Raw genomic sequence first — 26,704 nt, forward strand, 5'->3', positions numbered from 1 at the left:
CTGCCAGGCGGGCAAGAGGAAAGCCCCCTCTGTGACCATTGCCCGGAATGTTCAGCCGACCGATTCGGTCACTGCGCATCACGAGGTGTGAGCGCTCGGCGATGGCAGTCCGGTGTGTGCACACCATGGCTCACGAGCAACCCGAGCAACCGAACTGGGGGAGTACACCGTGCTCGTGCACCACACTGGACGGAAACAGACTGCGGAGATCGAGGAGCCGCAGGTTCTGTCAGTGATCAGCGACTGGATCAACAGCGACAACTTCTCCTGCCTTGCTGCCAAAGCGGCTGTCCGCCGGGGACTCCTGACCCACTCGGCGGTCGGGCGGCTCGGTTCCGCCGACGCAACCGGCCGACTGCATCGACATCTTGAAAAGTTCGTCACGGAAGCTCTGAGTTCCAGCGAGAACTTCGCGACCTTCGTGGCCGTGTTCGACGAAGCTCCGGAAACTTCTGAGGAGGATTTCGAGAACGCTCTGTGGCAACAGCTCCAGTCCCTCCACGAGCACGACAGTGAACGGTACACGTGGGCAGCCGGGGCCGCGCAGGATCCGGATTCCGCAAGGTTCGCGTTCAGTGTGGCCGGACATCCCTTCTTCGTCGTCGGCCTGCATGCAGGTGCCTCCCGGGTAACCCGCCGGTTCCCCCGCCCGGCAATCGCCTTCAACTCGCATCACCAGTTCGAACGCTTAAAGGAGAGCGGCGTGTACGCGGGGCTGCAGCGCCGCATCCGCGAACGGGAAATACGTCTCCAAGGCTCCATCAATCCCAACCTGCGAGAGTACGGGGACACCTCCGAGGCGCCGCAGTACTCGGGGCGGCATGCGGAAGACGGATGGGCATGCCCCTTTCGCCCCAAGGTGCTTCAGCACTGAGAACCACTGCACGGTGCGGCCGCGGAGATTCCGGGTGCCGAAGCCGTGCTTGCGATATCGGGTGGCAGGTCCTCAGTGAACAACTGAGCTGTGCCACTGGGGTTGTGATGGGCCGGTCTCGCGAGCCACCGCGCGGGGCCGGTCCCGCTTCTCTTCCTCAGGGCGACCGTGGGGCTCTCCCTCCCGCAGTAGATAGCCCGCCTGCACCCGGTTGCGCGCGCCGACTCTCATCATGATCTCGGTGATGTGCCGCTGACAGGTGCGCACGGATACCCCCATGCGACGGGCGATCGCCTTGTCGTCCTCACCCGCGATCAGCATGCGGACGATGTCTTCCTTGACAGCCTCCGAAGCCGCGATCGCCTCCCGGCGCCCCACGGATAAGGGAAATGGCCGCCCCTGAACCCACATACGCTCGAAGCATTTGATCAGGAAGGCGACCACACTGGGGTCCCGCACCAGAACTGCCCCCCGTGAATCGTCGTGGAGTTCGATCAGGGCGGTCTCGCGATCGATGACGATGAGCCTGGAGAACGTGTCGCCGAGCGTGCGCACCTGCGCACCCCGAGCGGTGACGTGCTCCACGAGCGCGAGCGTGCTGCTGCTGAACTGCGCCGTGTGCTGGCAGAGCGCCCGTACCGTGACGCCGCGGGCGAGAACCGCCTCCATGCGCCCTCCCGCCCCACCCATTGCCTCTGTCGGCCGCGTACCGCCGGGGAGTGCTGTGAGTACCTCCCGCGTGGCTCCGGCCGAAAACTCCTCAAGCCGGGCACGCACATCCGCGATGTTGATGATGACCTCGACGCCTTCTCGGCGCAGACGGTGCACCACACCGGACCGGTATGTATCCAGCAGTCCCGAGAACTCTCCGCGGAGCCTGTCCATCGCCTGCTGCGTTTCCATCACATACCTCAACGCGGGTCCCACGAGTTGAAGTTCGGCGCTGTCCGGAGCGACTGCCACATGGGTTCCAGGAGAGCCCTCCTGCTCCCGCAGCAGCCCCAGAGTGAGCAGAACCTGGACCGCGCCCGAGATCTGCTCGGGTTCCGCTTGCACGTACGCCGGAAGGTCCTCCTCCCGGATGCATACATGACTTACAGCATGCTCATAGATGCGCCGCTCGAGGTCGCCCAGTGCCGCGACCGACGCCAACTCCGTTATGTCCACCGGCGCCGCCCCAAGTTGCCGATCGATCACGTACAAAGACGTGTGTGCTCATGTGCAAGACGTGATCAAGGGTATGAGGAATGCACTCGCGCTCAGTTATGGACCTGTCACATTCAGCCATGCGTTCGCTATGCCGGGGTGCGGCGCGCTCAGCGCACCGACGTGCCGCGCGCGGACCGCGGAGCGGATCTCCAGCCCTCGGGAAGGGCGGGATTCCCATGGCATCGCTGAGCCGTACGCGATGCGGATCCCCGTCGGCGCGCGAACTGATCACCGCCCTGTCGTGCCGGCGCGGCAGTCGGAGGCGTGACGAGGGCCGGAGGTGCCGGGGCGGCGGAAGGGGTTACCGAACGGCTGGAAATGATCATCCAGCCGGCATCTGCCCGGCAGGTGCGTCGCAGTCGAGGCCGACGAATCGGGAAGGAGCGGTTCAGGGGTCCTCGGACAGGGTGCGGACTCCTGCGACACGCAGACTCCGTCCACGGGCTCGCCCGGCCGTCCGACACCTCACCGCCACGCCGCGGCACGCGTGAGCGGACTGGTGCACGGCCACAACCTCCGGTGCCACAAGAGGTAAAGGGGCGGCGGCACGGTGGACGCATGATCCGCTGACCGGGTGAAGGGGCGGCCGGCCAGGGGTATCCGGCCGTTGGCGGCCGAGAGCCCGGTGAGCGGCCGAGAGCCCGGTGAGACGTGTGCCTTGCTGCTACTGAGTGGTCGGCTGACCAAAGGATCAGTAGACGTTGTGGACGTACGGTTCGTCCGCGGCGAGCGGACCGGCCGCCGCGAGGAGTTGGGGCACCCTCACGCGTGCCGTCGCATCCGGCGGAGCACGGGATGGTCCGGATCGTCGTTGCCGACCACGATCGTGGCGTGTGCCGCGGGGGCGACCTCGGTCAGATAGCGTCGGCAGGCGGCGTGGTAGCGGGTGTCGAAGGCGTGCTCGGCCTGGTCCAGGCCGCCGAACAGGCCCACGTCGCGGTGGGTTCCGCGTCGGCGGGCCACAGGGAAGCTGGTATCGGTGAACACCACCTCGTCCCACAGGTGGGCCAATTCGGGGCGTTGCAGGAAACTGCCGTCCACGACCAGTACCGCGTCGGCCGCGGCGGTGACCAGGGGCTCGTCGGCCGGCCGGTCGGCGGCCAGGTCGATGATGCGGCGCCGGTAGCGGCGGTCGCCACCCGGCCCGAGCGGAACAAGGACCGTCCGGGCGAAGCTGGGGAAGTCGTAGGCGTCCTGGTAGTAGCCGAGCGCGGAGTCGCGGCCCTGCCGGTGCCGATGGGCGCGCGGGTGGTGGAAGCCGTCCATGGACAGGTGGATCGCCGGGCGGCCACGCCGGCTGACCGCGGCGGCAAGGGCGCGGGCGAGTGTGGTCTTTCCGGCGCCGGTGATGCCGTCCACCGCGACCCGCAGTGGATGCCCTGGGTGCCGGGCGGTGAGATGGTCGGCGATACGCCCGATCACTCGGTCCCGGGTGGGCGCTGCGAAATCACCGGGCCCTGCGGATCGAGGCGCATCCGGGCCGGGCTCACGGGGCGTTGTCGTGTCGGTGTCCACTGATGTTGTCCTTCCAGGCGGTCCGGTCGGAGCGGGACACCCACCCGTCTTGGTCTGCCCGCGGCCAGGGTGTCGGTGAGGATGCCGAGTTCCTTCACGAACCAAGTGAGTTCCGAAAAGGAACGTACTATGGGGTCATGAGAATGCACAACGCCGACGAGTCCTGCGGTATCGCCCAGGCGGCCCTGATCGTGGGGGACTGGTGGAACGTCCTGGTGCTGCGGGAAATCGCCCGTGGCCACGTACGCTTCGACGCTCTCGCCGCCGAACTGGGCCTGTCCCGCAAGGTCCTCACCGAACGGCTCGGACGCCTCGTCGTGAGCGGCGTGCTGCACCGCAGTCCCTACCAGCGTCGGCCGGCGCGCTATGAGTACCTGCTCACGGAGGCGGGCGTCGGCCTGCTCCCGCTGCTGGTGGCCATGCAGGACTGGGGCGATCGCTGGATGCTGGGGGACGGGAGTGCCACCGCCACCGCGGCGGACGATGGTGCGGAGCATGCCCGGATGCACTCGCTGGCCGGCACCACGCTGCCCGTCGAGCTGGAACTGCCCGGCAGTGACGGGATCCCGCGTGACGCCGTCGCCCGGGACGCCGCCGCCACCGTGCTCTTCACCTACCCCGCCACCGGAATCCAGTGGGAGGAGCCGCTTCTCGCCGCAGCCGGCTGCACCCTGGAGAACCGGCTGTTCCGCGACTTCTGGCCCGCGTTCCGTGAGGCGGGCGCCGCCGTCCACGGCGTCAGCACCCAACTGCCCCACGAGCAGGCGGCGTTCGCCCGAGCCGAGTCGGTGCCGTACCCCCTCCTGTCGGACACCCACCTGCGCCTTGCCGCTGCCCTGCGACTCCCCACCTTCCGCGGCGCCGGCCAGGTGCGACTCAAGCGCAGCGTCCTCGTCCTTGATCGACAGCGGACCGTACGGCATGTGCTCTTCCCCGTCGGCGACATCCCTCACGCGGTGGAACGGGCCCTGCGGCTCGCGACGGCACTCGCCGCCGGCCACAGCTGAGCGCTGCGGGGTGCTGCGCAAAGACCGGCAGTCGCGGCCACCGGCTGGTGGAGAGCCCGTCGAACACCCACGTGCGCTGCTCGCCGCTGGAGGTGGCGCCGAAGACGCGCAGATTCCATCGCTCGGGGCGGAAGTGGGGGGCCGGGCCCCAGTGCGAGACGGGCCGGCGGAGGTCGCATGTGTGAGGATGAGATTTGGGACATCGGTGAACAGAGGGGGAATACATGGCATCGGAGCGCCCTGGACCGGAGGAGGACCAGCGGGTCGCCGGCCTGATAGCGGCACAGGAGAAGGCGATCGCCCTCTTCGACGAGGTGGAGGCTCGCGGGCTGGTGACACCCGGCGTCGGGGAGCGCGAGGTGAGCGACCGTATCCGGGACCTCGCCAACGAGATGTTCGGCACCACCAAGCACTGACACAAGCGGATCGTCCGTTCGGGCCCCAACACCCTCCTGCCGTACCGGGAGAACCCGCCGGACCGGGTCATCGGCGAGGACGACGTGGCCTTCGCCGACTTCGGCCCGATCTTCGAGGAGTACGAGGCGGACTTCGGCCGCACCTACGTTCTCGGGGACGATCCGCACAAGCACCGTCTGCTGCTGGATCTGCCGCGGATCTTCGACGAGGGACGAGCGGCCTTCGCCGCCGACCCCGCCATGACCGGCCGCCGGCTGTACGCCGAAGTGGAACGCCTCGCGCAGAAGGCCGGTTGGGAGATCGGCATCTGGCATACGGGTCACCTCGTCGGAGAGTTCCCTCACGAGGTGAACGACGGAGCCAAGGCGGAGTCCTACATCACGCCGGAGAACGACAGCCCGCTGCGGCGGACGGACCGGGCCGGTCGGACCTGCCACTGGATCCTGGAACTCCACTTCGTCGACCGCGCCCGTGGCTTCGGCGGCTTCTACGAGCAGCTCCTCGACCTCGCCTGAGGCAGCCGGCCGAGCACGCGCACGTTGCGGCCATGACGGCGCCTCCGGCGGGTCGTACCGCCGACGGAGGTGAGGCGCCCTCACGGTGGCGGCCGACGGGTCCTTTCAGAGTGCCGGCTTCTTCCGGGCGAGGGTCATGCGCGGCCCCGCGGCGGTTCCGCCAGGCGTCCCAGCAGTCCTGCGACCAGGGAGGCCTGGGCGGGCACCGTGTCGGGGTAGATGAACTCGCCCCGGGCGTGGGCGTTGTCGCCGACTGCGCCCATGCCGCACAGCACGGGCAGGCCGAGGGCGGCGACGAAGTTGGCGTCGCTGGCGCCGCCGACGGCGGCGTCGGGCACGTCGCCGCGGCCCTGCTCGCGGGTGACCTCGCGGGCGAGGGAGAGAAGGCGGGCGGAGGAGGCGGTCAGGGTCATCGGCGGCCGGTTCCAGGCGTGGTCGATCTCGATGCGGACGCGGCGGTCGCTGACCCTGATGGCATCCAGCGCCTCGTCGACCCGAAGCCGCTCGGCCTCGCTGCTGACGCGGATGTCGATACTGGCGGTGGCCTGCCCGGCGACGACGTTGGTGCCGGAGCCGCCCTTGATGAGCCCGGTGTTGATCGTGGTGCCCTTGCCGGGCGCGGCGGCGGCCGCGGCGGCGACCACGAACTCGGACAGCGCGGTGATCGCGCTCGCCCCGTCCTGAGGTGCGAGCCCGGCGTGTGCCTCGACGCCGGTGGCCGTCACCCGGAAGATCCCACAGCCCTTGCGGGCGGTCTTGACCGCACCGTGGGCGGTCGGCTCCATCACCAGCGTCGCGTCGGCCTTCTGCGCGACCTCCTCGATCACCGGCCGCGAGGACAGCGAGCCGATCTCCTCGTCGCCGTTGAAGAGAAAGGTGACGGTGGGTACCGGTACTCCGCTCGCTCTGGCCAGCTTCAGGGCCCAGATGCCTTGGACCAGGCCGGTCTTCATGTCGAAGATGCCCGGTCCGCTGAGCTTCTCCCGGCCGTCGTCGGACCCCTCCGGCTGCTCCCATCCGGCGAGGGTGCCGGTCGGCCATACGGTGTCGTAGTGGCCGACCAACGCGACGTGCCCGGCGCCGGTGCCGGTGTAGGTCAGAGTGAGGGTGTCGCCGCACTCGCCGCCGGGGTGGCGCTGTGCGTGGTCGGGTCGGCCGAGTCGGTGGACGGCGAGCGCGTGCAGGAGGTCCAGGCCCGCCGCGAGGCCGGGCAGGTCGTAGCTGCTGGTCTCGTGGCGGACGAGAGTCAGGATGTCGGTGACGATGTCCGGCGAGACGTCCTGGGCGCGGGTGGTGAGGGCGGCAGCGGGAAGTGCGGTCATGGTCTGCTTTCTCGTACGGGGCCGGGGGGTGTTCCGCAGAGGTGGGGTCAGCTGACACCGAAGGGGATGCCCAGCAGGTACCAGACCACGAAGAACGCGATCCAGACGACCCAGACGACGGCGGCGATCGGGATCGTGAGGGAGGCCAGAGTGCCGATCCCGGCGGACTTGCGGTATTGCTGGATGAATCCCAGTGCCATCACGAAGTACGGGCTCATCGGGGTGACGCAGTTGGTGACGGAGTCGGCGACGCGGTAGACGGCTTGGGTGGTCTCGGCCTCGATGCCGATGAGCATCAGCATGGGCACGAGCACCGGGGCGGCCAGCGCCCACAGCGCGGAGCCGCTGGTGATGACGAGGTTCATGAACGTGATCAGCACAGCGAGGGCGACCAGCACGATCCAGCCGTGCAAGTGCAGGTCACGCAGCGCCTCCGCGCCCTTGACGGCGAGGATGTTGCCGATGTTCGTCCACTTGAAGTAGGCGAGGAACTGGGAGATCGCGAAGAACAGGACGAGGATCGGCGCCATCGACCGGGTGCCGTCGGCCATCGCGGCGACGATGTCGCGGGCGGCGCGGAAGGCGCCGGTCATCCGCCCGTAGACGGTGCCGAGCACGGCGAAGAACACACCCAGGACGAGCGCCATCCCGCCGACCAGCGGGGAGTCGACGATGCCGCCGTCCTCGCCGCGCAGTGGTGAGGACGGGGGAACCATGGCCACCACCAGGAACGCTATGAGGCCGAGGGCGACCAGCCCGGTCGTGCGCAGCGCGCGGCGCTGCTGCCCGGTGACCTCGATCGACTCCAGTTCTTCGGCGTCCGGGGCGGCGACCGGCTCGTCGGGCTCCAGGTCCCGGCGGCGGGCGAGGACCTTGTCGACGACGAGGGTGATCACCAGGGCCACCAGGACCGACGAGCCGAGCCCGAAGAAGTAGTTGGCCAGCGGGGTGACGACGTAGTCCGCGTCGATGGTGTGGGCGGCGGCGGTGGAGATCGAGGACAGCAGTACGTCGGTGGTGGTGAGCGACGGGGAGGCGTCGTAGCCGGCGGAGACCGATACGTAGGCGACGATGCAGCCGAGCACCGGACTGCGGCCCGCCGCACGGAAGATCAGTGCGCCGAGCGGCATGAGGGTGACGTACGCGGCGTCGCCGGCGACATGGCTGACCATGGCCGTCATCGACAGGGCGAAGGTGAGGTACTTGCCCGGCACCCGCGCGACCATGCGGCGCAGCAGGGTGGAGAACAGTCCGCTCCTCTCCGCGACGGCGATGCCGAACATCACGGTGAGGATGGTGGCCAGCGGCGGGAAGGCCGCGAAGTTGCCGACCGCTCCCTCGACGGCCATGGTGAGGCCGTCCTTGCTGAGCAGGTTCTGCACCTTGATGATCTCGTGCGTACCGGGGTGCACGGCGCTGACGCCGGCCGCCGCCAGTACGGCGCTGAGGACGGCGACGACCCCGGCGAGGATCCAGAACAGCCAGAAGGGGTCGGGGAGTTTGTTGCCTATCTTCTCGATCGCCGCGAAGCTCCGGAACGCGGCGCGCAGGATTCTCGACTGTGGCTCGTTGGCCTGAGGCTGAGCGGAGGTGGCACTCATCGGGACCTCTTCGTGCAGTGAGGGATGTTCCTGCGAACAGTGGCATCCAAGTGAGAGATTCTCTAGCCTTTGGATGTAACAGTAGGATTAACCGGCAGTTTAAAGTGGTGGACCATGACCCGCCCTCTCCTCGACGAGCTCGACCGGCGCCTCATCGGCGCGCTGCACGTGGCACCCCGGGCCGCCTGGGACGACATCGGCGGGATCCTGGCCGCCGACGCCAGCACGCTCAAGCGCCGTTACGACCGGCTGCACCAGGCCCGGATGGTCCGTGCGATCGGGCATGCCTACTGGGGCATGCACTCCACGGCGATGCCGGTCCACGTTTTCCTGGACATCACCGGCGAAACCCCGCTCACCGTCCTCCACCGGCTCAGCGGTCTGCCCCACCTCCAGCTCCTGGCGCAGATCTCCGGCGACGACCCCCTCTACGCCGTCATCCACGCCCCGTCCGAGGCCGCCACCAGCGAGGCGATCGACCGGCTGTACTCCGTCCCCGGCGTGCGCCGCGTCAACGCACTGCCGGCCCTCAGTACCCTGCGCCGGGGTATGACGTGGGACCCCCGGTTCCTCACCGACGCCGAACGCGCCGACCTGCTGGAGCTCACCGGCGCCCGCCGGGAGGGCACCGCCACCGCGACACCCCCCGCCAAGCCGCTCACCGAGGCCGAACGCGCCGTCGTCGCCCAGCTGATGCGGGACAGCCGCGCATCCGCCGCGAGTATCGCCCGAGCGTCCGGCCTGGCCACCTCCACCGCGCACCGCGTCGTCCGCCGGGTCCTCGACGAGGGATGGGTCAGACCGCGCCTGGAGATGGTGTCGGAATGGCTCGGCTTCCAGACCCCCTTCCTGCTCCGCCTGCGCGTGGCACCGGGCGGAACGCCCGACGTCATGCGCCGCATCGACCGGCTCCCCCAGACTCGGCTCGCCGCCCACGTCGCCAGCGACATGTCCGTCCTCGTCATGGGCCTGGTCACCGACCGCGCCGCCCTGGCGCTCTTCATCGACCACGAGCTGGCCGAGATCCCCGGCATCCTCGCCGTCAGCGTCGACATCATGCTCGCCGAACCGCGCCGCTACTGGCTGGACCGGGATCTGACCTCCGGCCTCGGCGCATTCCATGCGCCGACGCTGCTCTGAGATGTCGTTTCAGTCGGTGAGCCGGCGGCAGCCGATGAGGGTCGCGGCCGCGACGGCGAAGGCAAGGACGTACCCGGCCTTGCGCTCGTAGCGGCGGTGCAGGCGCAGACACCCGGCCGGCCAGGACACCGTCCTCTCGACAACCCGGCGATGGCGTCCCGGCCGGGCGGCCACGTCAGGCCCGCCTCCGGGGCGGGACCTCCGAGGGGCCCCGGTGCTCGCGGACCCCGGTGCGGCTCCGCGAGCCGCCTCACCGCTGCCGGGCGCATGTCTCACGGGTGCAGCCCGCTCCGGCGCCGAGTGCTCGGCCGGCGGCCCCTGCGGGCGGGGTCGCTCAGGCCGGCCGGGCGAGTGACGCGGCGACCAGCTGCGGCCAGATCGCGGTGGCGAAGCGTTCCGGCGTCCCGGGGCAGCCGCGGTGGAGCCAGTCCGCGATGGCGCCGAGAAGCGCCCCGGAGACGAAGGCGGCTGCGGAGTCCTCCGTACCGCCTTCGGGGTCGGTGAGCCGGGCGGAAAGTCTCGGCCGGATGGATTCCGTCATGCGCCGCAGGAGGTGGTTGATCACCCGGGCACTGCCATCGGCACCGAGAAGAGCCTCATAGAGCGCGCGATGTTCGGCGACATGGGCGAACACCACCGTGAGGGAGGGGGACGCGCCCTCCTCCGGGGAATCCCCGGTCACCGGGAGCGCCGAGGTGGCGGAGAGCAGCTGGTCGAACATCTCCGTGCATGCCGAGGCGGCCAGGTCATGCACGTCGGTGTAGTGCTCGTAGAAAGTCGAGCGGTGCACGTCAGCGCGGCCGGTCACGTCGGAGACCGAGATCTGGCCGAGGTCGCGGTCACCGATCAATTCCAGCAGTGCGCCCTCCATCGCGGTACGGGAGCGGCGGGAGCGGCGGTCACCTTGCTGAACGGGCACGGCGTCATTGTAGGGTCGCCTACACCTGTGGGATAACCGACGGGTGTCGGATACGTGCGAGACTTCGCCGGACCGGCATCTCCGACGGTTCACGAAACCCGGCCCGAAGCCCCGCACGCCCCGGACCCCCGGCAGTTCTGCCGGCCATCGAGAAGGTGGAAGACATGAGCCAGTCGGTAGTCGTCGTCATCGGTGTCGGCGGGATGGGAGAGTCCATCGCCCGTCGTCTGGGCTCCGGAGCTCGGCTCCTGATCGCGGACTTCAACGCCGAGGCCCTGGAGGCTGTCCGTACGCAGCTGGAAAAGGACGGGTACGCCGTAACGGCCGCCCCGGTCGACGTCTCGTCCCGGGAATCCGTCTGCGCCCTGGCGCGCCGGGCCGCCGGCCTCGGTCCGGTGCGGACCGTGGTCCACACGGCCGGGCTCTCGCCCGCGCAAGCGTCCGTCGCCGCCATACTCGCCGTCGACCTGTTGGGAGTGGCACTCGTGCTGGAGGAATTCGGCCAGGTCGTCGCCCCAGGCGGTTCCGGCGTGGTCATCGCCAGCATGGCCGGCCACCGGAACTCCGGGCTGTCCGGCGAAGAAGCCGCGCAACTGGCCACGGCACCGGCCGACGAACTGCTCTCCCTCCCGGTCGCGGCCGAGGAACGATTCTCCGACCCAGGGGCGGCCTACACCTTCTCCAAGGCAGCCAACCTGTTGCGCGTGAGGGCCGCGAGCTCCACCTGGGGCGCACGGAACGCACGGATCAACTCCGTGAGCCCCGGAGCGATCGCCACCCCCATGGGACAGGCGGAACTCGCCGGCGAACACGGGGACACGATGCGAAGGATGATTGCCGCCTCCAACGCCAAGCGAGCCGGAACAGCAGCCGACATCACCGACGCCGTCGCCTTCCTCGTCGGCCCGTCGGCAAGCTTCATCTCCGGCACCGATCTGCTCGTGGACGGCGGCGTCACGGCGCTGGCCGCCGGCTGACGTCACTGGCCCGGCTGATGCCCCTCACCGGCGTCTGCGAAGGTGAGGCCCCCAGGGCCCGGCCGGTCGGCCGACAGCTGGGACCTGTCCGGCCGCACATGTGATCGGGCAGATCTGCTCGTCGCTTCCGGCATGAGGCGGGAACGCAGTGATCTTTCAGACGCGGAGCGGGAGCGGCTGCGGCCGAGCGCGGCGACTGTTCCTCACTGCTTGCGGGTGAACCGCGAAGCCACGCCCCCGTACCGACCGAAACCGGACGAGCGCGCCCGCTACTGTCAGCTCTCGTGCCCTTGAGTTGTGCGTTTGTGAACCTCAAGCCCGGCGTCGGAAAGACGACGAGCGCCGTGTGGCTGGCCCACGCGCTTCATGAGGCGGGACTGTCGCCGCTGCTGGTCGACGGTGACCCGGCCTCTTCCGCCCTGCGCTGGAGCGAGCTGGCCGGTGGCTTCCCGTTTCCGGTGATCGCCCTGCCGGTGGGCGACGTCCACCGGCGCGTGAACGACTTCCTCGGCAACCGGCAGGCCGTCGTGCTCGATGCGCCCCAGCTGGAGGACCATCCCCGCATTACCCGCAGCATCATGAGGTACGCCGACGAGTGGATCGTGCCCGTGACCCCCGCCCCCATCGAACTGGACCGGATGGCACCCATCCGCGGCGAGATGGCGGACGTGCAGTCCTTGCGTGCCGAACCGGCCCGCACGGCGGTCCTGCTCAATCGCACCAACCGGCCGGACGCCACGCGCACCGGGCCCGATGCCGACGCACGTGAGGTACTCACCGAGCAGGGTTTCGCGGTGCTGGACACCCAGATCGCGCGGCTCGACCTGTACGCCCAGTCGTTCGGGAACCCGGTCCGGGCCAAGGGGTCGGCGTACATGGACTTCGCGGAGGAACTGATCAAGCGTCAGGATGAGGTATGAGCCAGCGCAAGGAAAGCTACCGAGCGGCATTGCAGCGCGGACAGGACGTTGCCGCACCCCGGTCCACCAAAGTCGCCGCGCTCCAGAGCAGATACCTCCGGGTGACGGTCGAGTTGGATCCCGACCTGCCAGGCCATCTGGTGCGATGGGCGGCATGGCCGGTCTCCTCGGTAGTGGTCGCGGGCACGACCGTCCTGCGTACCCTGGTCGACACCGTCGGCAGGGTGTCCCGACCCGGCGGCTAGGCTGCTTTGACGACCGGGCCGGAGCGGGCTGAGGCCGGCCACCGCCTCGCCCGCGCCGCGGGCATCGAATCCCCCCGGGGACGAGCACGGCTGTCTCCGGGGCGCCGGCCAGGCCCAGCCTCTTTCTGCAGCCTGGCCCCGGCCGGGGTTCCTGTCTCCGCCACGGATCCTGGCCCCGACAGGGTTCCTGGCTCCGCCACGAACCCTGTCGAACGGACCTGTTCGGTGGTCCGCTACAGGCGCGGGGCGCGCGCCTCGATCCGGTGGTCGAAGGCGGCACCGCCGACGCCGACCGTGGTCACTCCGCCGTCGACGGTGAGGACGGCCCCGTTGACGTAGGACGCGGCGGGCGACAGCAGCCAGTCGATCGCCTCGGCGACCTCCTGCGGATCGCCCGGCCGCCTGGCGGGAGTCAGCCGGTTCGCCTCCTCGTATGCCGCCTCGGCACCGCCCGCCAGCCCCGCCTCCGCCGCGAACCGCGCCATCCGCTGGTCGGCCATCTCCGTACGCACCCAGCCCGGGCACACCGCGTTGGCCCGCAGCCCCTGCGGCCCGTAGTCGACGGCGAGGGAGCTGCAGAGGTGGAGCAGACCCGCCTTGGACGTCGCATAGGCGGCGTTGCCGACGCTGTTGCGGAGCGCGGCGACCGAGGCGACCGCGACCACCGCGCCGCGGGCAGCAAGCAGATGCGGTAGCGCGGCACGCAGCAGCAGGAACGGGCCGGTGAGGTTGGTCCGCATCACCTCTTCCCAGTCCTCGACCGCGGTGTCGCCGACCGCGCCGCCCCGCCCGATTCCGGCGTTGAGCACCACACCGTCGAGTCTTCCGTAGGCCGTCACCGTCGCCTCGACGAGCTCGCGCACGGCCTCGGGGTCGGCGGCGTCGGCAGAGTGGGCCAGCGCTCCGGTCTCCTCGGCCACCCGGCGCAGTGGCTCGGGCCGTCGCCCGGAGATCACGACCTGGTGCCCGGCTGTGCGCAGCAGCCGGGCGGTGGCGGCCCCGATCCCCGTCCCTCCGCCCGTCACCAGGACAACACGCTGTTCCGACATGCTCGTTCGCCTCCGAAGGTGGTCAACTTCCGGTACCCCGCACCGCGAGCATATGGAAGCGTCGGCACTGCCGGGCCGACCGGGCACAGCCACCGCCGGCGGACGGCTGTGGCCGGCTCCTTCCGGGCCCGACCTACGGAGGCGCCGGTGCGCAGCTACCGTGCCGGCTCCTGCTGGACCGCCCAGGTGGCGATCTGCGTACGACAGGTGAAGTGCAGCTTGGCGAGAACGCGCCAGACGTGCCCCTCGACCGTCCGCGGGGACAGCACCAGCTCGGCGGCGATCTGCTTGTCGCTGAGCCCCTCCGCGAGCAGAGCGACCACCTCACGTTCCCTGCGGGTCAAGGCGGCGAGCGCGGGGGCATCGCCCGGCTCGCTTGCGGACGGCGGCTCACCGCGTTCCATCCCACAGGCAACCGCCCGCTCAACGCTGAGCCCCCTGCCCTCCTCGACCACTGCCGCGTAGCGCTCGTCACCGAGAGCGCGCCGCAGGATCTCCTCGCACTCGGCGTGGTGGCGCAGCAGACGCCCGGCCCCCGGCACTGCGGTGCCCAGCAGATGCCAGGCGTTCTGGGCCGCGCCGAACAGTCTGGCGGCCTGTTCATGGCGTCCGACCGTCGCCTCGGCCCAGGCCAGTACTTCCAGGCACTGGGCGACGGCAAAGATGTGGTGAGTCGGCTGCTCGATGCGCAGCCCCTCCCGCAGCAGGGCGATCGTGCCGTCGGCGTCGCCGGACAGCCATCGGTGGAGTGCCAGGGCCCACAGCGCGAACGGGCGGGACCAGCGCGCGTCATGGGCGTCGCAGAGGGCCAGACACTCCTCACCCAGCGCCGAGGTGCGGGGATCCCCGGACAGACAGCAGGAAAGGGCCAGCAGGAACAGATCGGTCCACTCCGCATTGCGGTCGCCGCACGCACGGTGATGGTCGAGCGCCAGCTCCAGATGCTCGATGGCCTGGAGGTAGTCGTCCTCGAAGAGCGCCACCAGGCCGGCGAACTGCACGGACTGGGCCATGGCGTCGGGATCGCCCAACTCCGCTGCCAGGGCCTGGCATTCGGCCAGCCGGCTCCGCCCGAAGGCGGTCTCGCCGCGCAGGCAGGCCATCCAGCCGTCCACCCACAGGGCCTTCGCCCGGGCAGGCGTGGGACCCGACCGTGCCAGCGCCCGTCCCAGCCAGTGACGCTGCTCCTCCAGGCCGCCGACGCCGAGGCGATGCCGCCACAAGGAGGCGATCAGTTGGAGCCCGGTCTCCTCCTCCCCCGGCGTGCTCAGACAGAACTCCAGCGCGGTACGGATGTTCGCCTCCTCCCGGCGCAGCCGGGCGAACCACTCGGTCTGGCGGGGACTGAGCCATTCGGCTTCCGCGCGGGCGGCCAACTGCTGGTAGTGATCACGCAGACGGCGCCGAACCGGCTCCTCGGCACCGTGATCGCGCAGGTGGGCACGGCCGTACTCACGGATCGTGTCCAGCATGCGGTAGCGCGGGCCGTCCCGGTGCTCCTCGTGGGTCAGCACCGACTTGTCCACCAGCCCGGCGAGCTGGTCGAGGGTGCCTCTGGGGTCGCACTCCGGCCCCGAGCAGACCGCCTGGGCGGCTTCCAGGTCGAAGGTGCCCTGGAAGACCGACAGAGACATCCAGGCGCGCTGTTCGGGGGGTGTGCACAGGTTGAAGCTCCAGTCGATCGCGCCGCGCAGGGTCTGCCGGCGGGGCGGAGCGGCGCGGCTGCCCCGGGTCAGCAGGCCGAACCGGTCGTCGAGGCGTTCCAGGATCGCTTCGGGCGACAGGAACCGGAGCCACACCGCGGCCAGTTCGATGGCCAGGGGGATACCGTCCAGCCGGTGGCAGATCCCGGCGACCGCCTCGCAGTTCTCCTCACGGAGTGTGAACCCGGGCAGCACCGCCGAGGCCCGGTCCACGAACAGCCGCACCGCCTCATGGCCGGCCAGGGCGTGCAGTCGCGGCGGAGACGTGGGGTCCGGAACGGGCAGCGGCGCCACGGACAACAGCTGCTCACCGTCCACACCCAGCGCCTGCCGGCTCGTGGCCAGCACCCGCAGGCCGGGCGACGCCGCCAGCAACGAGCGTGTCAGCGCCGCGCAGGAATCGAGCAGATGCTCGCAGTTGTCCAGCACCAGCAGGAGCTGCTTGTCCGCGAGCTGTTCCGTCAGCACCGGGACCGGCGGGCGGACGGAATCGTGATCAATCCTCAGCGCGGTCAGGACCGTCTGTGCCAGCAGGGCTCCTTCTTTCAGCGGAGCCAGGTCCACCAGCCACACGCCGTCGGGGAAGGTCCGGCCCACGTCGGAAGCGCTCCGAAGGGCCAGGCGCGTCTTACCGAGACCGCCGGTACCCGTCAGCGTCAGCAGTCTGGCTCCGGTGAGCAGTCGCCGCACCTCGCGCACTTCGCTCCGGCGTCCGACGAAGCTCGTCAGCTCCGCTGGAAGGTTGCCCTCCCACACACCCGAACGCGCCATGCTTCAAGCCCTTTGCTCTGGGGGGAGAGGTCACCGCCGGCGGTGACCTCTTCCCCCAGGTCTCGCGGTGCCATCGGCCCCGCCGGATGTCCGCCGGATGGTGCGGCGGAAGCCAACCGCGGAGAACGAAGGAAACCGTGCACGCTCATTACTCATTTACGCATTCGCACGACTCACGGGCCGCCCGAGTCGGCCAGGACAGAATGCCGCCGGTCGAGGAATTTGGCAAGATGTCCGGCTGCCGCGCCTGCCCGTCGCATGGGCGTTGCTCTCCGTACGCCATGCCGTTGGCGGCGGTCCATTCCCCGACCCGAGAGCTCACCCGCGAATGCACCCCGAACCGGCGCGACACTTGAACTTCGAACCACATGCCTCCTGCCGAGGTAGCGGAAAGCGCGACATCGTCCGCTCGGTCAGCGGACGATGTCGCGTCACCATTGGACCGGGTGTCTCCAGGTGCGGAGCGGATCGGTGGGGCCGGATATCCGCGTACAGGGGAGGGGGCAAGCGGATCGGGGGCGGCTACACCATGGGATACGGTCCGAGCGTGAATTCTGGATCTCCAGGGAGTGCCTGGCTCAGGAGAACACCAGGCGGACGACCATGGGGATCACCTGACCGACAATCGTGCCCACCGAATCGGTCGTGATGCGCTCAGGATTGACACCGGTACAGCCGGTCTGGCCGTCCTTCATCTTCGAAGAGGCCTGGTTGCTGCTGTTCGGATCAAAGTTCGAACCTGAGAAGCACGTCGTCCCCGTCAGGTTGTACGACCCGTCGATGTGATCGCCTCCGAAGGCCCAGTTGGCCGTCAGCTGGTCGTTGGCGCTGCCCGCGTAGGCGCCGCTGTCTCCGTCCCAGAACGCGTAATTGCCCAGGTACCAACCGGTGTACCTGCGCAGTTCAACATTCCCGTAGATCTTCCCTGCCGGGAGGGTTTCGGTCCGGCACTGACCGGCAGGAAAGGATTCGATGACTCTGCGACCGGTGGTCTCGGTCGCACTGTTGGGGTCCGACTGGACGCTATATACGATGACCGCCCTGGCTGCGAAACCTCCTTGGTTGCAGATAGAGATCTTGTTCTCCCCCAGACTGATCGCAGTCTGCCTGCTCAGCTTCAGGTCCAATGGGGTGTCGGCGACGTCCTGGAAGTTGTCCACCGAGTCGCTGTCGCAGTCGGTGACCGCAAGTGAAAGTTTGCTCATGCACTTGTTGTCGCCGACGTGGCGGAGATACCTCCCATCGCCATCCCGGTTGGGCTGCATGTTCCAGCGAGTTCCACTGTCACAGGATGAGTCGGTGGTGTTACCGCTGGAATCCACGCCGAGGCATTGGCCCTCCTTCTCCAGGCGGAAGATCCCGCTGTCACCGTCCGGGACTGCGGTGTAGCTACCGGTCGCTCTCGGAAGGCGGATGGTCGTGTTGTCCTCGGCGTGAGCGCTTGTTGCGGGCGAAAGCACCAGGAGTCCGGTGGCCCCCAGGGAAGCCAGCAGGCTGGTGGCAGTGCGCAGCCCTGCTTTTTGCTGCAGTAGGCGAATGGTCACGCTTCTCGCTCCTTCTTGGCAGCGCCGCTCGCGGCAAGAGATACTCAGCGCCGTTTCTTCTGCGGCATTGCGCGATGCGACCGACTCCGGAACCTGTTCGGTCGGTGCGGTCGATGACGTGGCCGAGTCTCCGCCTGACCATCGGCACCCGGTAGCGTAGAACTACGCGGTTCGGGATCATCGCGGGTTCCGCGGGGGCGGGGTGGACGGCGACACCGTCCGCGACGTGACCGCCCGGCTCCGCCACGACGGGTCAGTCAGAGGTCGTGAGCCGGTCCACCGCCGTCGGCGGGAGACGGCCGGGATGCCGGCTGCCGTCAGGCTTCCCCGTCGTGGCCCTGGGGGTCGTCTCCGGAGGCGTCCTCCCGGAGGCGCTCGGAGAGCCAGGTGTGAATGGCGAGGGCGGTCGTGCGCGAATGGTCCTCCAGAACGGTGAAGTGGTCGCCGGGCACGGTGATCTCGGAGTGCGGCAGGCTCCATGGATCGGCTGCCTCGATGCCGGGCAGACGGTCTCCGGCCCGGACGAAGAGGGTGGGGGCCCTCAGGGCGGTCGGCTTCCAGCCGGCGTGGAGCTCCAGGTAGCCGGCCATCGCGGTGAGCCGGTCGGTCTCGGCCGAAGCGAACTGTGCGGAGTTCTCCAGCATGCCTGCGGTCATCGCCGAGAGCGCGGGCCCGTCGCCACCGCGGCCGCCGGGGCCGTTTTCCCCGGCGGGATAGGTGTCGATCAGGACGACGGCGGACGGAGTCGGGCCCGTGCCCTCGAGCTCCTCGGCGACCGCGTGTGCCACCCATCCGCCGGCCGAGCGCCCCAGCAGGACGAACGGCTCGTCTCCCGCACACGCGCGTACCGCGGCGGCCTGTGCCGCCACGAAGGCGTCCAGTGTGGCGGGCAGCAGTTCCCGCGGGAGGAAGCCCGGGTTCGGCAGGACCGAAACCGGACGCCGGTCCTGGAGGGCCGGCCCGAAACGGGCGTACTCGTGCGGCCCCGACAGTGCGCTGAGGGCGGGGAAACAGATCAGGCGGGTCCCGGAGCCCCCTGTCGCCAGGGTGACGGCCGAGGGTGGTGAACCGAGGGCCGAGACGTCCTCGAACACCTCACGCAGACGTGCTGCGATCGTCAGGAGGGCCATCCCGTCCCACGCCCTGCCGCGGGCGCACGCCGTACGGAAGAGCGCGGACAAGGAGTCGGCGTCCGTGCCCTCCGGGGCCGAAGTGCTGTCGGGTGCACCGTCCTGCCGACGGGGAGCGGCCGACGGGCCGGGTGATGCAGGCGCGTCCTGGGACCAGAGTTCCTCCAGGTGGGCAGCGACCCCGCGCGCCGTCGGGTAGTCGAACAGGAGCGTGGCCGGCAGGGCGAGTCCCGTCAGCGCTGCGAGCCGGTTGCGCAATTCGACCGCGGCCAGTGAGTCGAGGCCCAGCTCGGCCAGCGCGCGGTCCGGTTCGACCGCTGAATCGCCTGAACCATGGCCGAGTGCCAGGGCGGCTTCCGCCCGGACCTGCGAGAGGAGCAGAGCACCGCGTTCGCTCGCGGGCGTGGCGGCCAGCCGCCGACGCAGCGAGTCCTCGCCGTCGGTGAGGGGTCCGGTGAGCGATGCGGAGGCCCTCCGTACGGGCCCTCGGCACGGTACCCGTGAGAGCGGCGCCCCGGGGTCCCGGGACGCCCCGGCTGCCGCCGGGTCGAGACGAGCGGCCACCAGGACTGCGTCCCGTCCTTCGACGGCGGCGTCGAAGAGCGAAAGGCCCTCCTCGGTCCGCAGCGGGAGGAAGCCGGAACGGGCCATCCGGCGCAAGTCCGCGCCCCGGAGCCCGGCGGTCATCCCGCCGTTCTGCTGCCACGGCCCCCAGGCGAGAGAGGTGCCGGGCAGCCCGAGCGCCCTGCGGTGCGTTGCCAGCGCGTCCAGGAACGCGTTCGCCGCCGCGTAGTTGCCCTGGCCGCCGGAGCCGAACACCCCGGCCACCGACGAGAACAGGGCGAACACGGCCAGGTCGCTGCTCTTCGTCAACTCGTGCAGGGCGAGGCCCGCGTCCACCTTCGGTCGCAGTACGCGGTCCAGCCGCTCCTGGGTGAGTGACGGGAGCACACCGTCGTCCAGGACCCCCGCGGTGTGCACCACGCCGGTCAGCGGGTGTGCCTCCGGCACGCTCGCGAGCACCGCGGCGAGCGCCGTGCGGTCGGCGACGTCGCAGGCCGCCACCGTGACCTCCGCGCCCAGTTCGGTGACCTCCGCGCCCAGTTCGGTGAGTTCCGCGCGCAGTTCGGCGGCACCGGGCGCGTCGGCTCCGCGCCGTCCCACGAGCAGCAGGTGACGTATCCCGTGCTCGACCACGAGGTGACGGGCGAACGTCATGCCCAAGGAGCCGGAGCCACCCGTGACCAGCACGGTGCCGTCCGGGTTCAGCCGGCGCGGTGCTTCATCGGCCGTTGCCGATTCCGTGGCCGCTGCCGCCGGGGATGCGCGGACGAGTCTCGGTACGTACGAGACACCGTGACGTACGGCCGTCTGCGGCTCGGAGCTCGTCAGGGCCCGTGCCAGGGCCTCTGCGGACGCGGGATGGTCGTCGATGTCGATCAGTGAGAAGCGGCCCGGGTTCTCGGTCTGCGCCGAGCGGAGCAGCCCCCACACCGGTGCCTGGACGAGCGCGGCATCGGCGGTGCCGTTGCTTCCGTCCGGTTCGGCTCCGGTGGTGACGGCGCCCGAGGTGAGGACGACGAGACGGGAGTCGGCCGGCCGTTCCTCGGCGAGCCAGCCCTGGACGAGCCGCAGCGCCCAGCCGGCCGCACGGTGTGCGGCCGAGGCGCGGTCCGGTCCGTCCATCCCGGTGAGCGGAGGGCAGGCGATCACGACGGCCGGTGCGTCGGCTGCCGCCGAGGCCGGATCCGGGTGGACCATCGGCCGGATGCCCGACCGCCCGAGTGTGTCGCTCAGTTGTGGGCCCGGCTCGCCGAGGAGCCCGCACCCGGGCGGCTCCGTCGGCATCGGGGCGGAGCAGCCCGGCAGAGGTGTCCACTCCAGGCGGAACAGACTGTCACGGGGCGTGCGTACGCCGCTCAACTGCTCGGGGGAGAGCGGCCGCAGGGCGAGCGAGCGCACCGTGGCCACGAGGGCTCCGGTCCCGTCGGTCAGCTCCAGCCGGGCGGTGTGCCCCGCCGTGTTCCCCGCCGTGTTCCCCTCCGCCCGGGACACCCGCACCCGCAGGGTGCGGGCGCCCGACCGGTACAGCCGCACCCCGCTCCAGGCGAACGGGAGCGACAACACCGCCCCGGCTCCACTGACGCCCTCGCCCTCCGGGACGACCTGATTCAGTGTCAGCGTGTGCAGCGCCGCGTCCAGCAGCGCCGGATGCACAGTGAACAGGTGGGCGTTGACGCCCTCACCCTCCGGGAGTTCGACCTCCGGGAGTTCGACCTCGGCGAGCAGGTCGTCGCCCAGGCGCCAGGCGGCCCGCAGGCCCTGGAAGGCCGGTCCGTAACGGAGCCCGCCGTGCGCAAGTGCCTCATAGAGGCCGGTACCCGTCTCGGTGCCGAGCGGCAGCGGTACGGCGCCCGCCGGAGGCCATGGGGACGGCGCGTCCGCGGAAGTCCGTGGTTCCGGAAGGTCGAAGTCCGCAGGGGTCAGGCTTCCGGAGGCGTGTCGGGTCCACGGGCGGTCGTCGTATCCGGGAGCGTGCGTCCGTGCGTGGAAGACCACCGCCCGGCGCCCGTCCGCGTCCGCTCGCGCCACCTTCACCTGGAGCTCGACCGTCTCCTCGAGGGGCAGCACCAGCGGTGCCGTCAGCGTCAGTTCCTCCAGTACACCCGCACCCACCCGGTCTCCGGCGTGGATCGCCATGTCGACGAAGGCCGTCGCCGGCAGGAGCACCGTGTCCAGCACCGCGTGGTCGGCGAGCCAGGGCTGGTCACGCAGGGACAGCCGGCCGCTCAGCAGCAGGCCGTCGTCGTCCGCCGTCGACGTCACCGCTCGCAGGAACGGGTGGGTCGCGGTGCCGGGCTCTGCCGCGGATCCCGCCGAGTCGGCCTCCAGCCAGTACCGCTCACGCTGGAACGCGTAGGTGGGCAGCGCCGTGTGCCGTGCGCCGCGCCCGGCGAAGACCGCGTGCCAGTCCACGTCCACACCGCGGGCGTGGAGTGCGGCCACCGCGGCGAGCAGCGCCCCGGCCTCCGGCCGTGGGCCGCGCAGCGTCGGGACGACCAGAGGCGCCGGGCCGTCCGTACCGCAACCGGACGTCGCTGTCGCCGCCGTGTCCGCCGTGGTCGTCATGTCCGCCGTGGCCGTTGGACCGCGGCCGGAGAGGCAGTCGCGTGCCAGGCCCGCGAGCACACTGTCCGGGCCGATCTCCACGAAGTGCGTGGCCCCCTGCTCCGACAGGTACCGCACCGTGTCGGCGAATCGGACCGGTCGGCGTACATGGTCCACCCAGTGCCGGGGCGAGCGGATCTCCTCGGTGGTCGCGGGCCGGTCCGCCACCGCGGTGACGAGGGGAAGCCGCGGTGGGGAGTAGCTGATCCCCCGCGCGACCTGCGCGAAGGCGTCGAGCATGGGTTCCATGTGCGCCGAGTGGAAGGCGTGGCTCACCCGGAGACGGGTGGTCGCGCGCCCCTGTTCGCGCCAGTGCGCCATGGCCTCCAGCACTGCGGATGCGTCCCCGGAGACGACCACGGAGCGGCCGTTCACGGCTGCGATGTCCACCCCGCGCGCACCGTCCGCTCCGCCTGCCAGGTACGCGGTGATCTCGCTCTCGTCGGCCTGTACCGAGGCCATCGCCCCACCGGTGGGCAGCGCGTCCATCAGACGGCCCCGTGCCGCGACCAAGGTGCAGGCGTCCGCGAGGGACAGCACCCCGGCGACGTGCGCCGCCGCCAGTTCGCCGACCGAGTGCCCTGCCACCAGGCCGGGGCGTACGCCCCAGGACTCCAGCAGCCGGAACAGGGAGACCTCCAGGGCGAAGAGTGCCGGCTGTGCGAAGCGCGTCGTGTGCAGGAGCCCGCCCGCTCGCGAGCCCCCGGCACCCTCGGTGCTCCCCGTGCCGCCCCCGGCACCCTCGGTGCTCCCCGTGCCGCCTTCGGCAGCGTCGGCGCTCCCCGTGCCGCCTTCCGCAGCGTCGGTGATCCCGGTGGTCTCGGCGTTCTCCGCGGCGAACACCACGTCCCGGAGCGGCTCCGGCAGAAGCGGGTCGATCAGGGCGCAGATCTCGTCGAAGGAACGGGCGTAGACGGGATGGGCGTCGTACAGTTCCCGGCCCATGCCGGCCCGCTGGCTGCCCTGCCCGGTGAACAGGAAGGCGACCCGGCCCGCCGGGCGGGGGCCGCTCGTGCTCAGGTCCGGCCGGCGGCGGCCTTCGGCCACCGCGTCGAGCGAGGCGAGCAGTTCCTCGCGGTCACCGGCCACCGGCACCGCGCGGTGCTCGAAGTGGGCGCGGGCCGTGGCCAGGGAGAAACCGAGGTCCAGCAGGTTCGTTCCGGGGTGTGCGGTCACGTGGGCGTGGAGTCGCCGAGCCTGCGCCCGCAGCGCGGGGGCGCTCCTCGCCGACACCGGGAACGGCACGGCCGTCACCGGGGCCGCGGCTCCTTGCGCGGCCGTGGATCCGCTGTCCGGGCGGCCCGGGGCAGCCGGCCCCTCCGCGGGCGCCTGCTCGATCACCACATGCGCGTTGGTCCCGCTGATCCCGAAGGACGACACCCCCGCCCGCCGGGGCTGCCCGGTCCGGGGCCAGGGCACCGAACGGGTGAGCAGCGACACCGCACCCGAGGACCAGTCCACGCCGGGGTTGGGCTGCTCGGCGTGCAGCGTACGCGGCAGTACGCCGTGTGCCATCGCCTGGACCGTCTTCATCACGGCGGCCATGCCCGCCGCCGCCTGCGTATGCCCGATGTTCGACTTGACCGAGCCCAGCCACAGCGGGTGTTCACGCCTTCCGGCCCGCCCGTATGCCTCCAGGAAGGCCTCCGCCTCGATGACGTCGCCGAGCCGGGTGCCCGTGCCATGAGCTTCCACCGCGTCGATGTCCGCGGGGCTCAGCCGAGCGTCCGCCAGGGCCTGGCGGATCACCCGTTGCTGCGCCGGTCCGTGCGGCGCGGTCAGGCCGTTGCTCGCGCCGTCCTGGTTCACCGCGGAGCCGCGCACCACGGCCAGGATCCGGTAGCCGGCCCGCCGGGCGCGGGACAGCCTGGTCACCAGCAGCATTCCGGCGCCCTCGGCCCACCCGGTGCCGTCCGCCGCCGCCCCGAACGCCTTGCAGCGGCCGTCGGGGGCGAGTGCGCGCTGCCTGCTGAACTCGACGAAGGAGTGCGGTGCCGACATCACCGTGGCGCCTCCGGCGAGCGCCAGCGAGCACTCGCCCCTGCGCAGCGCCTGGACTGCCAGGTGCAGGGCCACCAGTGACGACGAACACGCCGTGTCCACGGTGACCGCCGGCCCCTCCAGGCCCAGGGTGTAGGCGATACGGCCGGAGGCGACACTGCCCGCGTTACCGATACCGAGGTAGCCCTCCACCCGTTCCGGCGTGCGGGCGAAACGGCCGGCGTAGTCGCTGTACATGAGTCCGGCGTACACACCCGTGGGGGTGGACCGCACCGTGCCGGGATCGATCCCCGCGTGTTCGAAGGCTTCCCAGGCGACTTCGAGCAGCAACCGGTGCTGGGGATCCATGGCCAGGGCCTCGCGGGGCGAGATCCCGAAGAAGGCCGGGTCGAAGCGGTCGACACCGGACAGGAAGCCTCCCGCGCGTACGTAGGTCCGGCCCGCCCGCCCGGGGTCCGGGTCGTACAGCCCGTCCACGTCCCACCCCCGGTCGGTGGGGAAGGGGGTGATGGCGTCGGTCCCGTCCTCCACCAGCCGCCACAGGTCCTCGGGGCTCTGTACGCCGCCGGGGAAACGGCACGCCATGCCGACGATGACCACGGGGTCCTCGTCCGTACCGGCTTCTTCCGGACGGCTGGGCGTGGCAGTCGCCCTCCCACCGGCCAGCCGCGCCCGGAGATGTGCGGCGAGCTCGGCCGCGGTGGGGAAGTCGAAGGGCGCGGCCTCGGACAGCGGGAGACCGGTCGCCGTCGACAAGCGGTGGCACAGCGCCGTCGACGTCAGCGAGTCCAGCCCCAGGTCACGGAACGCGGTGCTCTGCTCCACCTCGTCCACGGCGCAGCCGAGCACGGCGGCGACCTCGGCCCGCACCAGAGCCGTCAGGTCCGCCGTCTCCGCCACCGTCTCCGCCCCCGGCGTGGGGGCTCCGGCCGGCAGCGGGCGCGCGGGCACGTCTGCGAGCGCGTACCGCCTGACCTTGCCCGAGGCGGTACGCGGGATCGCTTCCACCTCGTAGAGGGCGGCAGGCACCTTGAACGGTGAGAGGCGTTCCCGGCAGGCGGCGAGAATCTCTCTCCTGTCGAGGGCCCCGGCGTTCGCCGGGACCAGGTAGGCGGCCGGGACCTCACCGAGTTCGTCGTTTGGGAGGCCGGCCACGGCGGCGTCCTGGACTCCCGGCAGGGCCAGCAGCACCGCCTCCACCTCGGAGGGGTGGATGTTCTTCCCGGCCCGGATGATCAGCTCGCTGACCCGGCCCGTGAGGGTGAGTTCACCGTCGGCGCCGATCCGGGCCAGGTCACCGGTGCGGTACCACCCGTCGCGCAGGACCTCGGCGGTGTCGTCGGGACGCCGGTGGTACCCGGCCATGACACCGGGCCCGGAGACCCACAACTCGCCCTCGCCCTCGTCCTCGCCCGTGGCCTGGGCGCCGCTGCCGTCGCCGATACGCGCCCGCATACCCGGCAGCACACGGCCGCAGGAGCCGTCCACCCTGGCGGCGCCCGGTGCTCTCATGGCGACGGGCCCCGCCTCGGTGCTTCCGTAGTGATCGAGGAACGGAACCCGGCAGACTTCCTCGAAGGCCCGCTGGAAGGCGGGAGGGGCGGCCGCGCCCCCGCTGACGCAGCCCCGCAGCGCGGGTGCCCTCAGCCCGCCGTCCCCCACGGCGTCGACGAGCCTGCCGTACGTCGCCGGTACACCGGCCAGCAGGGTGCACGGGTCCTCGGTCCGGCGCAGCTCACTCAGCACGTCCGTCACGGAGAACCGCGGCAGGAGCACGGCGGACGCACCAGTCGCGGTCACCCCGAGGACGCACAGGAGTTGCCCCATGGCGTGGTGGAGGGGGAGGGGCCAGAGCAGGCGGTCGTCCGCCGACAGGCCGAGGACGGCGACGAATCCGGACGCCACCGACGACAGCCGGTTGCGCTGGGTGGACAGCACCCCCTTGGGCAGGCCGGTCGACCCGGAGGTGTAGAGGAGCCAGGCCACCTCGTCGAGCCCGAGGTCATCCGGAGCCGGCACGGGCGGCTCGGTGACGGCCAGGGCCGCGTAGCGGAACATGCCCGCTTCACCGGCCGGGCCGCCACTCGCCCCCGTCGCAGGGTATCTGTCCCGCGTCCCGCCATCCTCGACGAGTACCACGCTCAGCCGGGGGCGCTCCGGCAGCAACGGCCGTAACCGCTCCAGGGAGGACCGGTCGGCGAAGACGACCCGGGCCCCGCTGTCGTCCAGCAGGTGTGCCAACTCGGCGGTGGTGCTCCGCGGGTCCATCGGCACACCGACCGCACCCGCCCTGGTGACGGCGAGGACGCTCTCGACGGCCTCCACCCGGTTGCCCAGGAGGACCGCCGCCCGTTCCCCGTGCCGCAGACCGAGGCCGACGAGATGTCCCGCCACTCGGCCGGTCCGCAGCTCCAGCTCCGCGTAGGTCACACGGGAACGGTCGTCCCGGAAGGCGGTCTTGGTACCGAGGCGCCGGGCATGCTCCCGGAGCAGATCCGGCAGCGGACGGAGGGCGGCCATGTGCGCTGTCACCAGTATGAACGCTTCCTCGGGATACGGGAGTTGGCGTCATCACGATAGGCGACCGGTGTGCCGGACCGGGGGGAGCAGCGCCGGGCAGCGACCGGCAACGGAGTGGAGGAAGCGGCAAGGTGTCGATCCCAGAAGGCCGGAACCA

Annotated in this window: 15 protein-coding genes and 1 pseudogene; 7 read left to right on the plus strand and 9 right to left on the minus strand. The window is 70.8% G+C overall.

What is annotated here, in order from left to right:
* Positions 1–169: 169 nt before the first annotated feature.
* Positions 170–874, plus strand: a complete 705-nt coding sequence (gene gntA / locus AC3EQ1_RS05190) for a guanitoxin biosynthesis heme-dependent pre-guanitoxin N-hydroxylase GntA (protein WP_432093059.1) — start codon at positions 170–172, stop codon at positions 872–874.
* Positions 875–946: 72 nt separating this feature from the next.
* Here the strand turns inward: gntA and AC3EQ1_RS05195 are convergent, their stop codons facing one another.
* Both AC3EQ1_RS05195 and AC3EQ1_RS05200 read right to left on the minus strand, forming a co-directional pair.
* The gene (locus tag AC3EQ1_RS05195; RefSeq protein ID WP_432093202.1) at positions 947–2,071 is read right to left on the minus strand and encodes a LuxR C-terminal-related transcriptional regulator; all 1,125 of its coding nucleotides are present in this window, start codon (positions 2,069–2,071) and stop codon (positions 947–949) included.
* Between the two features lie 774 nt (positions 2,072–2,845).
* Positions 2,846–3,505, minus strand: coding sequence for a nucleoside/nucleotide kinase family protein (locus AC3EQ1_RS05200; protein WP_432093060.1), 660 nt, complete (start codon positions 3,503–3,505; stop codon positions 2,846–2,848).
* A gap of 230 nt (positions 3,506–3,735) precedes the next feature.
* On the opposite strand from AC3EQ1_RS05200, the gene AC3EQ1_RS05205 reads away from it, so the two are divergent.
* Positions 3,736–4,605 (plus strand): winged helix-turn-helix transcriptional regulator, encoded by an 870-nt coding sequence (locus tag AC3EQ1_RS05205; RefSeq protein WP_432093061.1) that lies wholly within the window; start codon positions 3,736–3,738, stop codon positions 4,603–4,605.
* Positions 4,606–4,829: 224 nt separating this feature from the next.
* A pseudogene (locus AC3EQ1_RS05210) lies at positions 4,830–5,537 on the plus strand (M24 family metallopeptidase).
* A 134-nt stretch (positions 5,538–5,671) separates the two neighbouring features.
* Here AC3EQ1_RS05210 and AC3EQ1_RS05215 read toward each other — a convergent pair.
* Complete coding sequence (locus AC3EQ1_RS05215; RefSeq protein WP_432093062.1) at positions 5,672–6,859, minus strand: M20 family metallopeptidase; 1,188 nt, start codon at positions 6,857–6,859, stop codon at positions 5,672–5,674.
* Between the two features lie 47 nt (positions 6,860–6,906).
* Entirely contained in the window at positions 6,907–8,460 is a 1,554-nt protein-coding gene (locus AC3EQ1_RS05220; protein ID WP_432093063.1) for an AbgT family transporter, read from the minus strand.
* A 114-nt stretch (positions 8,461–8,574) separates the two neighbouring features.
* On the opposite strand from AC3EQ1_RS05220, the gene AC3EQ1_RS05225 reads away from it, so the two are divergent.
* Positions 8,575–9,600, plus strand: coding sequence for an AsnC family transcriptional regulator (locus tag AC3EQ1_RS05225; protein WP_432093064.1), 1,026 nt, complete (start codon positions 8,575–8,577; stop codon positions 9,598–9,600).
* A 334-nt stretch (positions 9,601–9,934) separates the two neighbouring features.
* Here the strand turns inward: AC3EQ1_RS05225 and AC3EQ1_RS05230 are convergent, their stop codons facing one another.
* Positions 9,935–10,519, minus strand: coding sequence for a TetR-like C-terminal domain-containing protein (locus AC3EQ1_RS05230; protein WP_432093065.1), 585 nt, complete (start codon positions 10,517–10,519; stop codon positions 9,935–9,937).
* Between the two features lie 164 nt (positions 10,520–10,683).
* Between AC3EQ1_RS05230 and AC3EQ1_RS05235 the strand changes: the two genes are divergently transcribed.
* The 3 genes from AC3EQ1_RS05235 (at position 10,684) to AC3EQ1_RS05245 (ending at position 12,661) form a co-directional block, all read left to right on the plus strand.
* Positions 10,684–11,496 (plus strand): SDR family oxidoreductase, encoded by an 813-nt coding sequence (locus AC3EQ1_RS05235; protein ID WP_432093066.1) that lies wholly within the window; start codon positions 10,684–10,686, stop codon positions 11,494–11,496.
* Positions 11,497–11,801: 305 nt separating this feature from the next.
* Positions 11,802–12,416, plus strand: a complete 615-nt coding sequence (locus AC3EQ1_RS05240; protein ID WP_432093067.1) for a nucleotide-binding protein — start codon at positions 11,802–11,804, stop codon at positions 12,414–12,416.
* Positions 12,413–12,661, plus strand: coding sequence for a hypothetical protein (locus tag AC3EQ1_RS05245; RefSeq protein ID WP_432093068.1), 249 nt, complete (start codon positions 12,413–12,415; stop codon positions 12,659–12,661). The genes AC3EQ1_RS05240 and AC3EQ1_RS05245 overlap by 4 nt, the downstream gene beginning before the upstream one ends.
* A 233-nt stretch (positions 12,662–12,894) precedes the next feature.
* On the opposite strand, the gene AC3EQ1_RS05250 is transcribed toward AC3EQ1_RS05245, so the two are convergent.
* The 4 genes from AC3EQ1_RS05250 to AC3EQ1_RS05265 form a co-directional block, all read right to left on the minus strand.
* Positions 12,895–13,710: an SDR family NAD(P)-dependent oxidoreductase gene (locus AC3EQ1_RS05250; protein WP_432093069.1), complete on the minus strand. Its 816-nt coding sequence runs from the start codon at positions 13,708–13,710 to the stop codon at positions 12,895–12,897.
* A 155-nt stretch (positions 13,711–13,865) separates the two neighbouring features.
* Complete coding sequence (locus AC3EQ1_RS05255; protein WP_432093070.1) at positions 13,866–16,184, minus strand: ATP-binding protein; 2,319 nt, start codon at positions 16,182–16,184, stop codon at positions 13,866–13,868.
* 578 nt (positions 16,185–16,762) lie between these two features.
* Complete coding sequence (locus AC3EQ1_RS05260) at positions 16,763–17,728, minus strand: hypothetical protein (protein WP_432093071.1); 966 nt, start codon at positions 17,726–17,728, stop codon at positions 16,763–16,765.
* A 317-nt stretch (positions 17,729–18,045) separates the two neighbouring features.
* A complete protein-coding gene (locus tag AC3EQ1_RS05265; RefSeq protein ID WP_432093072.1) occupies positions 18,046–26,547 on the minus strand; it encodes a type I polyketide synthase in 8,502 nt (2,833 codons plus the stop codon).
* Positions 26,548–26,704 lie beyond the last annotated feature (157 nt).

Source organism: Streptomyces sp. bgisy100 (assembly GCF_057709105.1).

Coding starts and splice junctions, on each gene's coding strand:
- AC3EQ1_RS05205 (WP_432093061.1), top strand. CDS start 3,736: ATGAGAATGCACAACGCCGACGAGTCCTGCGGTATCGCCCAGGCGGCC.
- AC3EQ1_RS05215 (WP_432093062.1), bottom strand. CDS start 6,859: ATGACCGCACTTCCCGCTGCCGCCCTCACCACCCGCGCCCAGGACGTC.
- AC3EQ1_RS05220 (WP_432093063.1), bottom strand. CDS start 8,460: ATGAGTGCCACCTCCGCTCAGCCTCAGGCCAACGAGCCACAGTCGAGA.
- AC3EQ1_RS05225 (WP_432093064.1), top strand. CDS start 8,575: ATGACCCGCCCTCTCCTCGACGAGCTCGACCGGCGCCTCATCGGCGCG.
- AC3EQ1_RS05235 (WP_432093066.1), top strand. CDS start 10,684: ATGAGCCAGTCGGTAGTCGTCGTCATCGGTGTCGGCGGGATGGGAGAG.
- AC3EQ1_RS05245 (WP_432093068.1), top strand. CDS start 12,413: ATGAGCCAGCGCAAGGAAAGCTACCGAGCGGCATTGCAGCGCGGACAG.
- AC3EQ1_RS05250 (WP_432093069.1), bottom strand. CDS start 13,710: ATGTCGGAACAGCGTGTTGTCCTGGTGACGGGCGGAGGGACGGGGATC.
- AC3EQ1_RS05255 (WP_432093070.1), bottom strand. CDS start 16,184: ATGGCGCGTTCGGGTGTGTGGGAGGGCAACCTTCCAGCGGAGCTGACG.
- AC3EQ1_RS05265 (WP_432093072.1), bottom strand. CDS start 26,547: ATGGCCGCCCTCCGTCCGCTGCCGGATCTGCTCCGGGAGCATGCCCGG.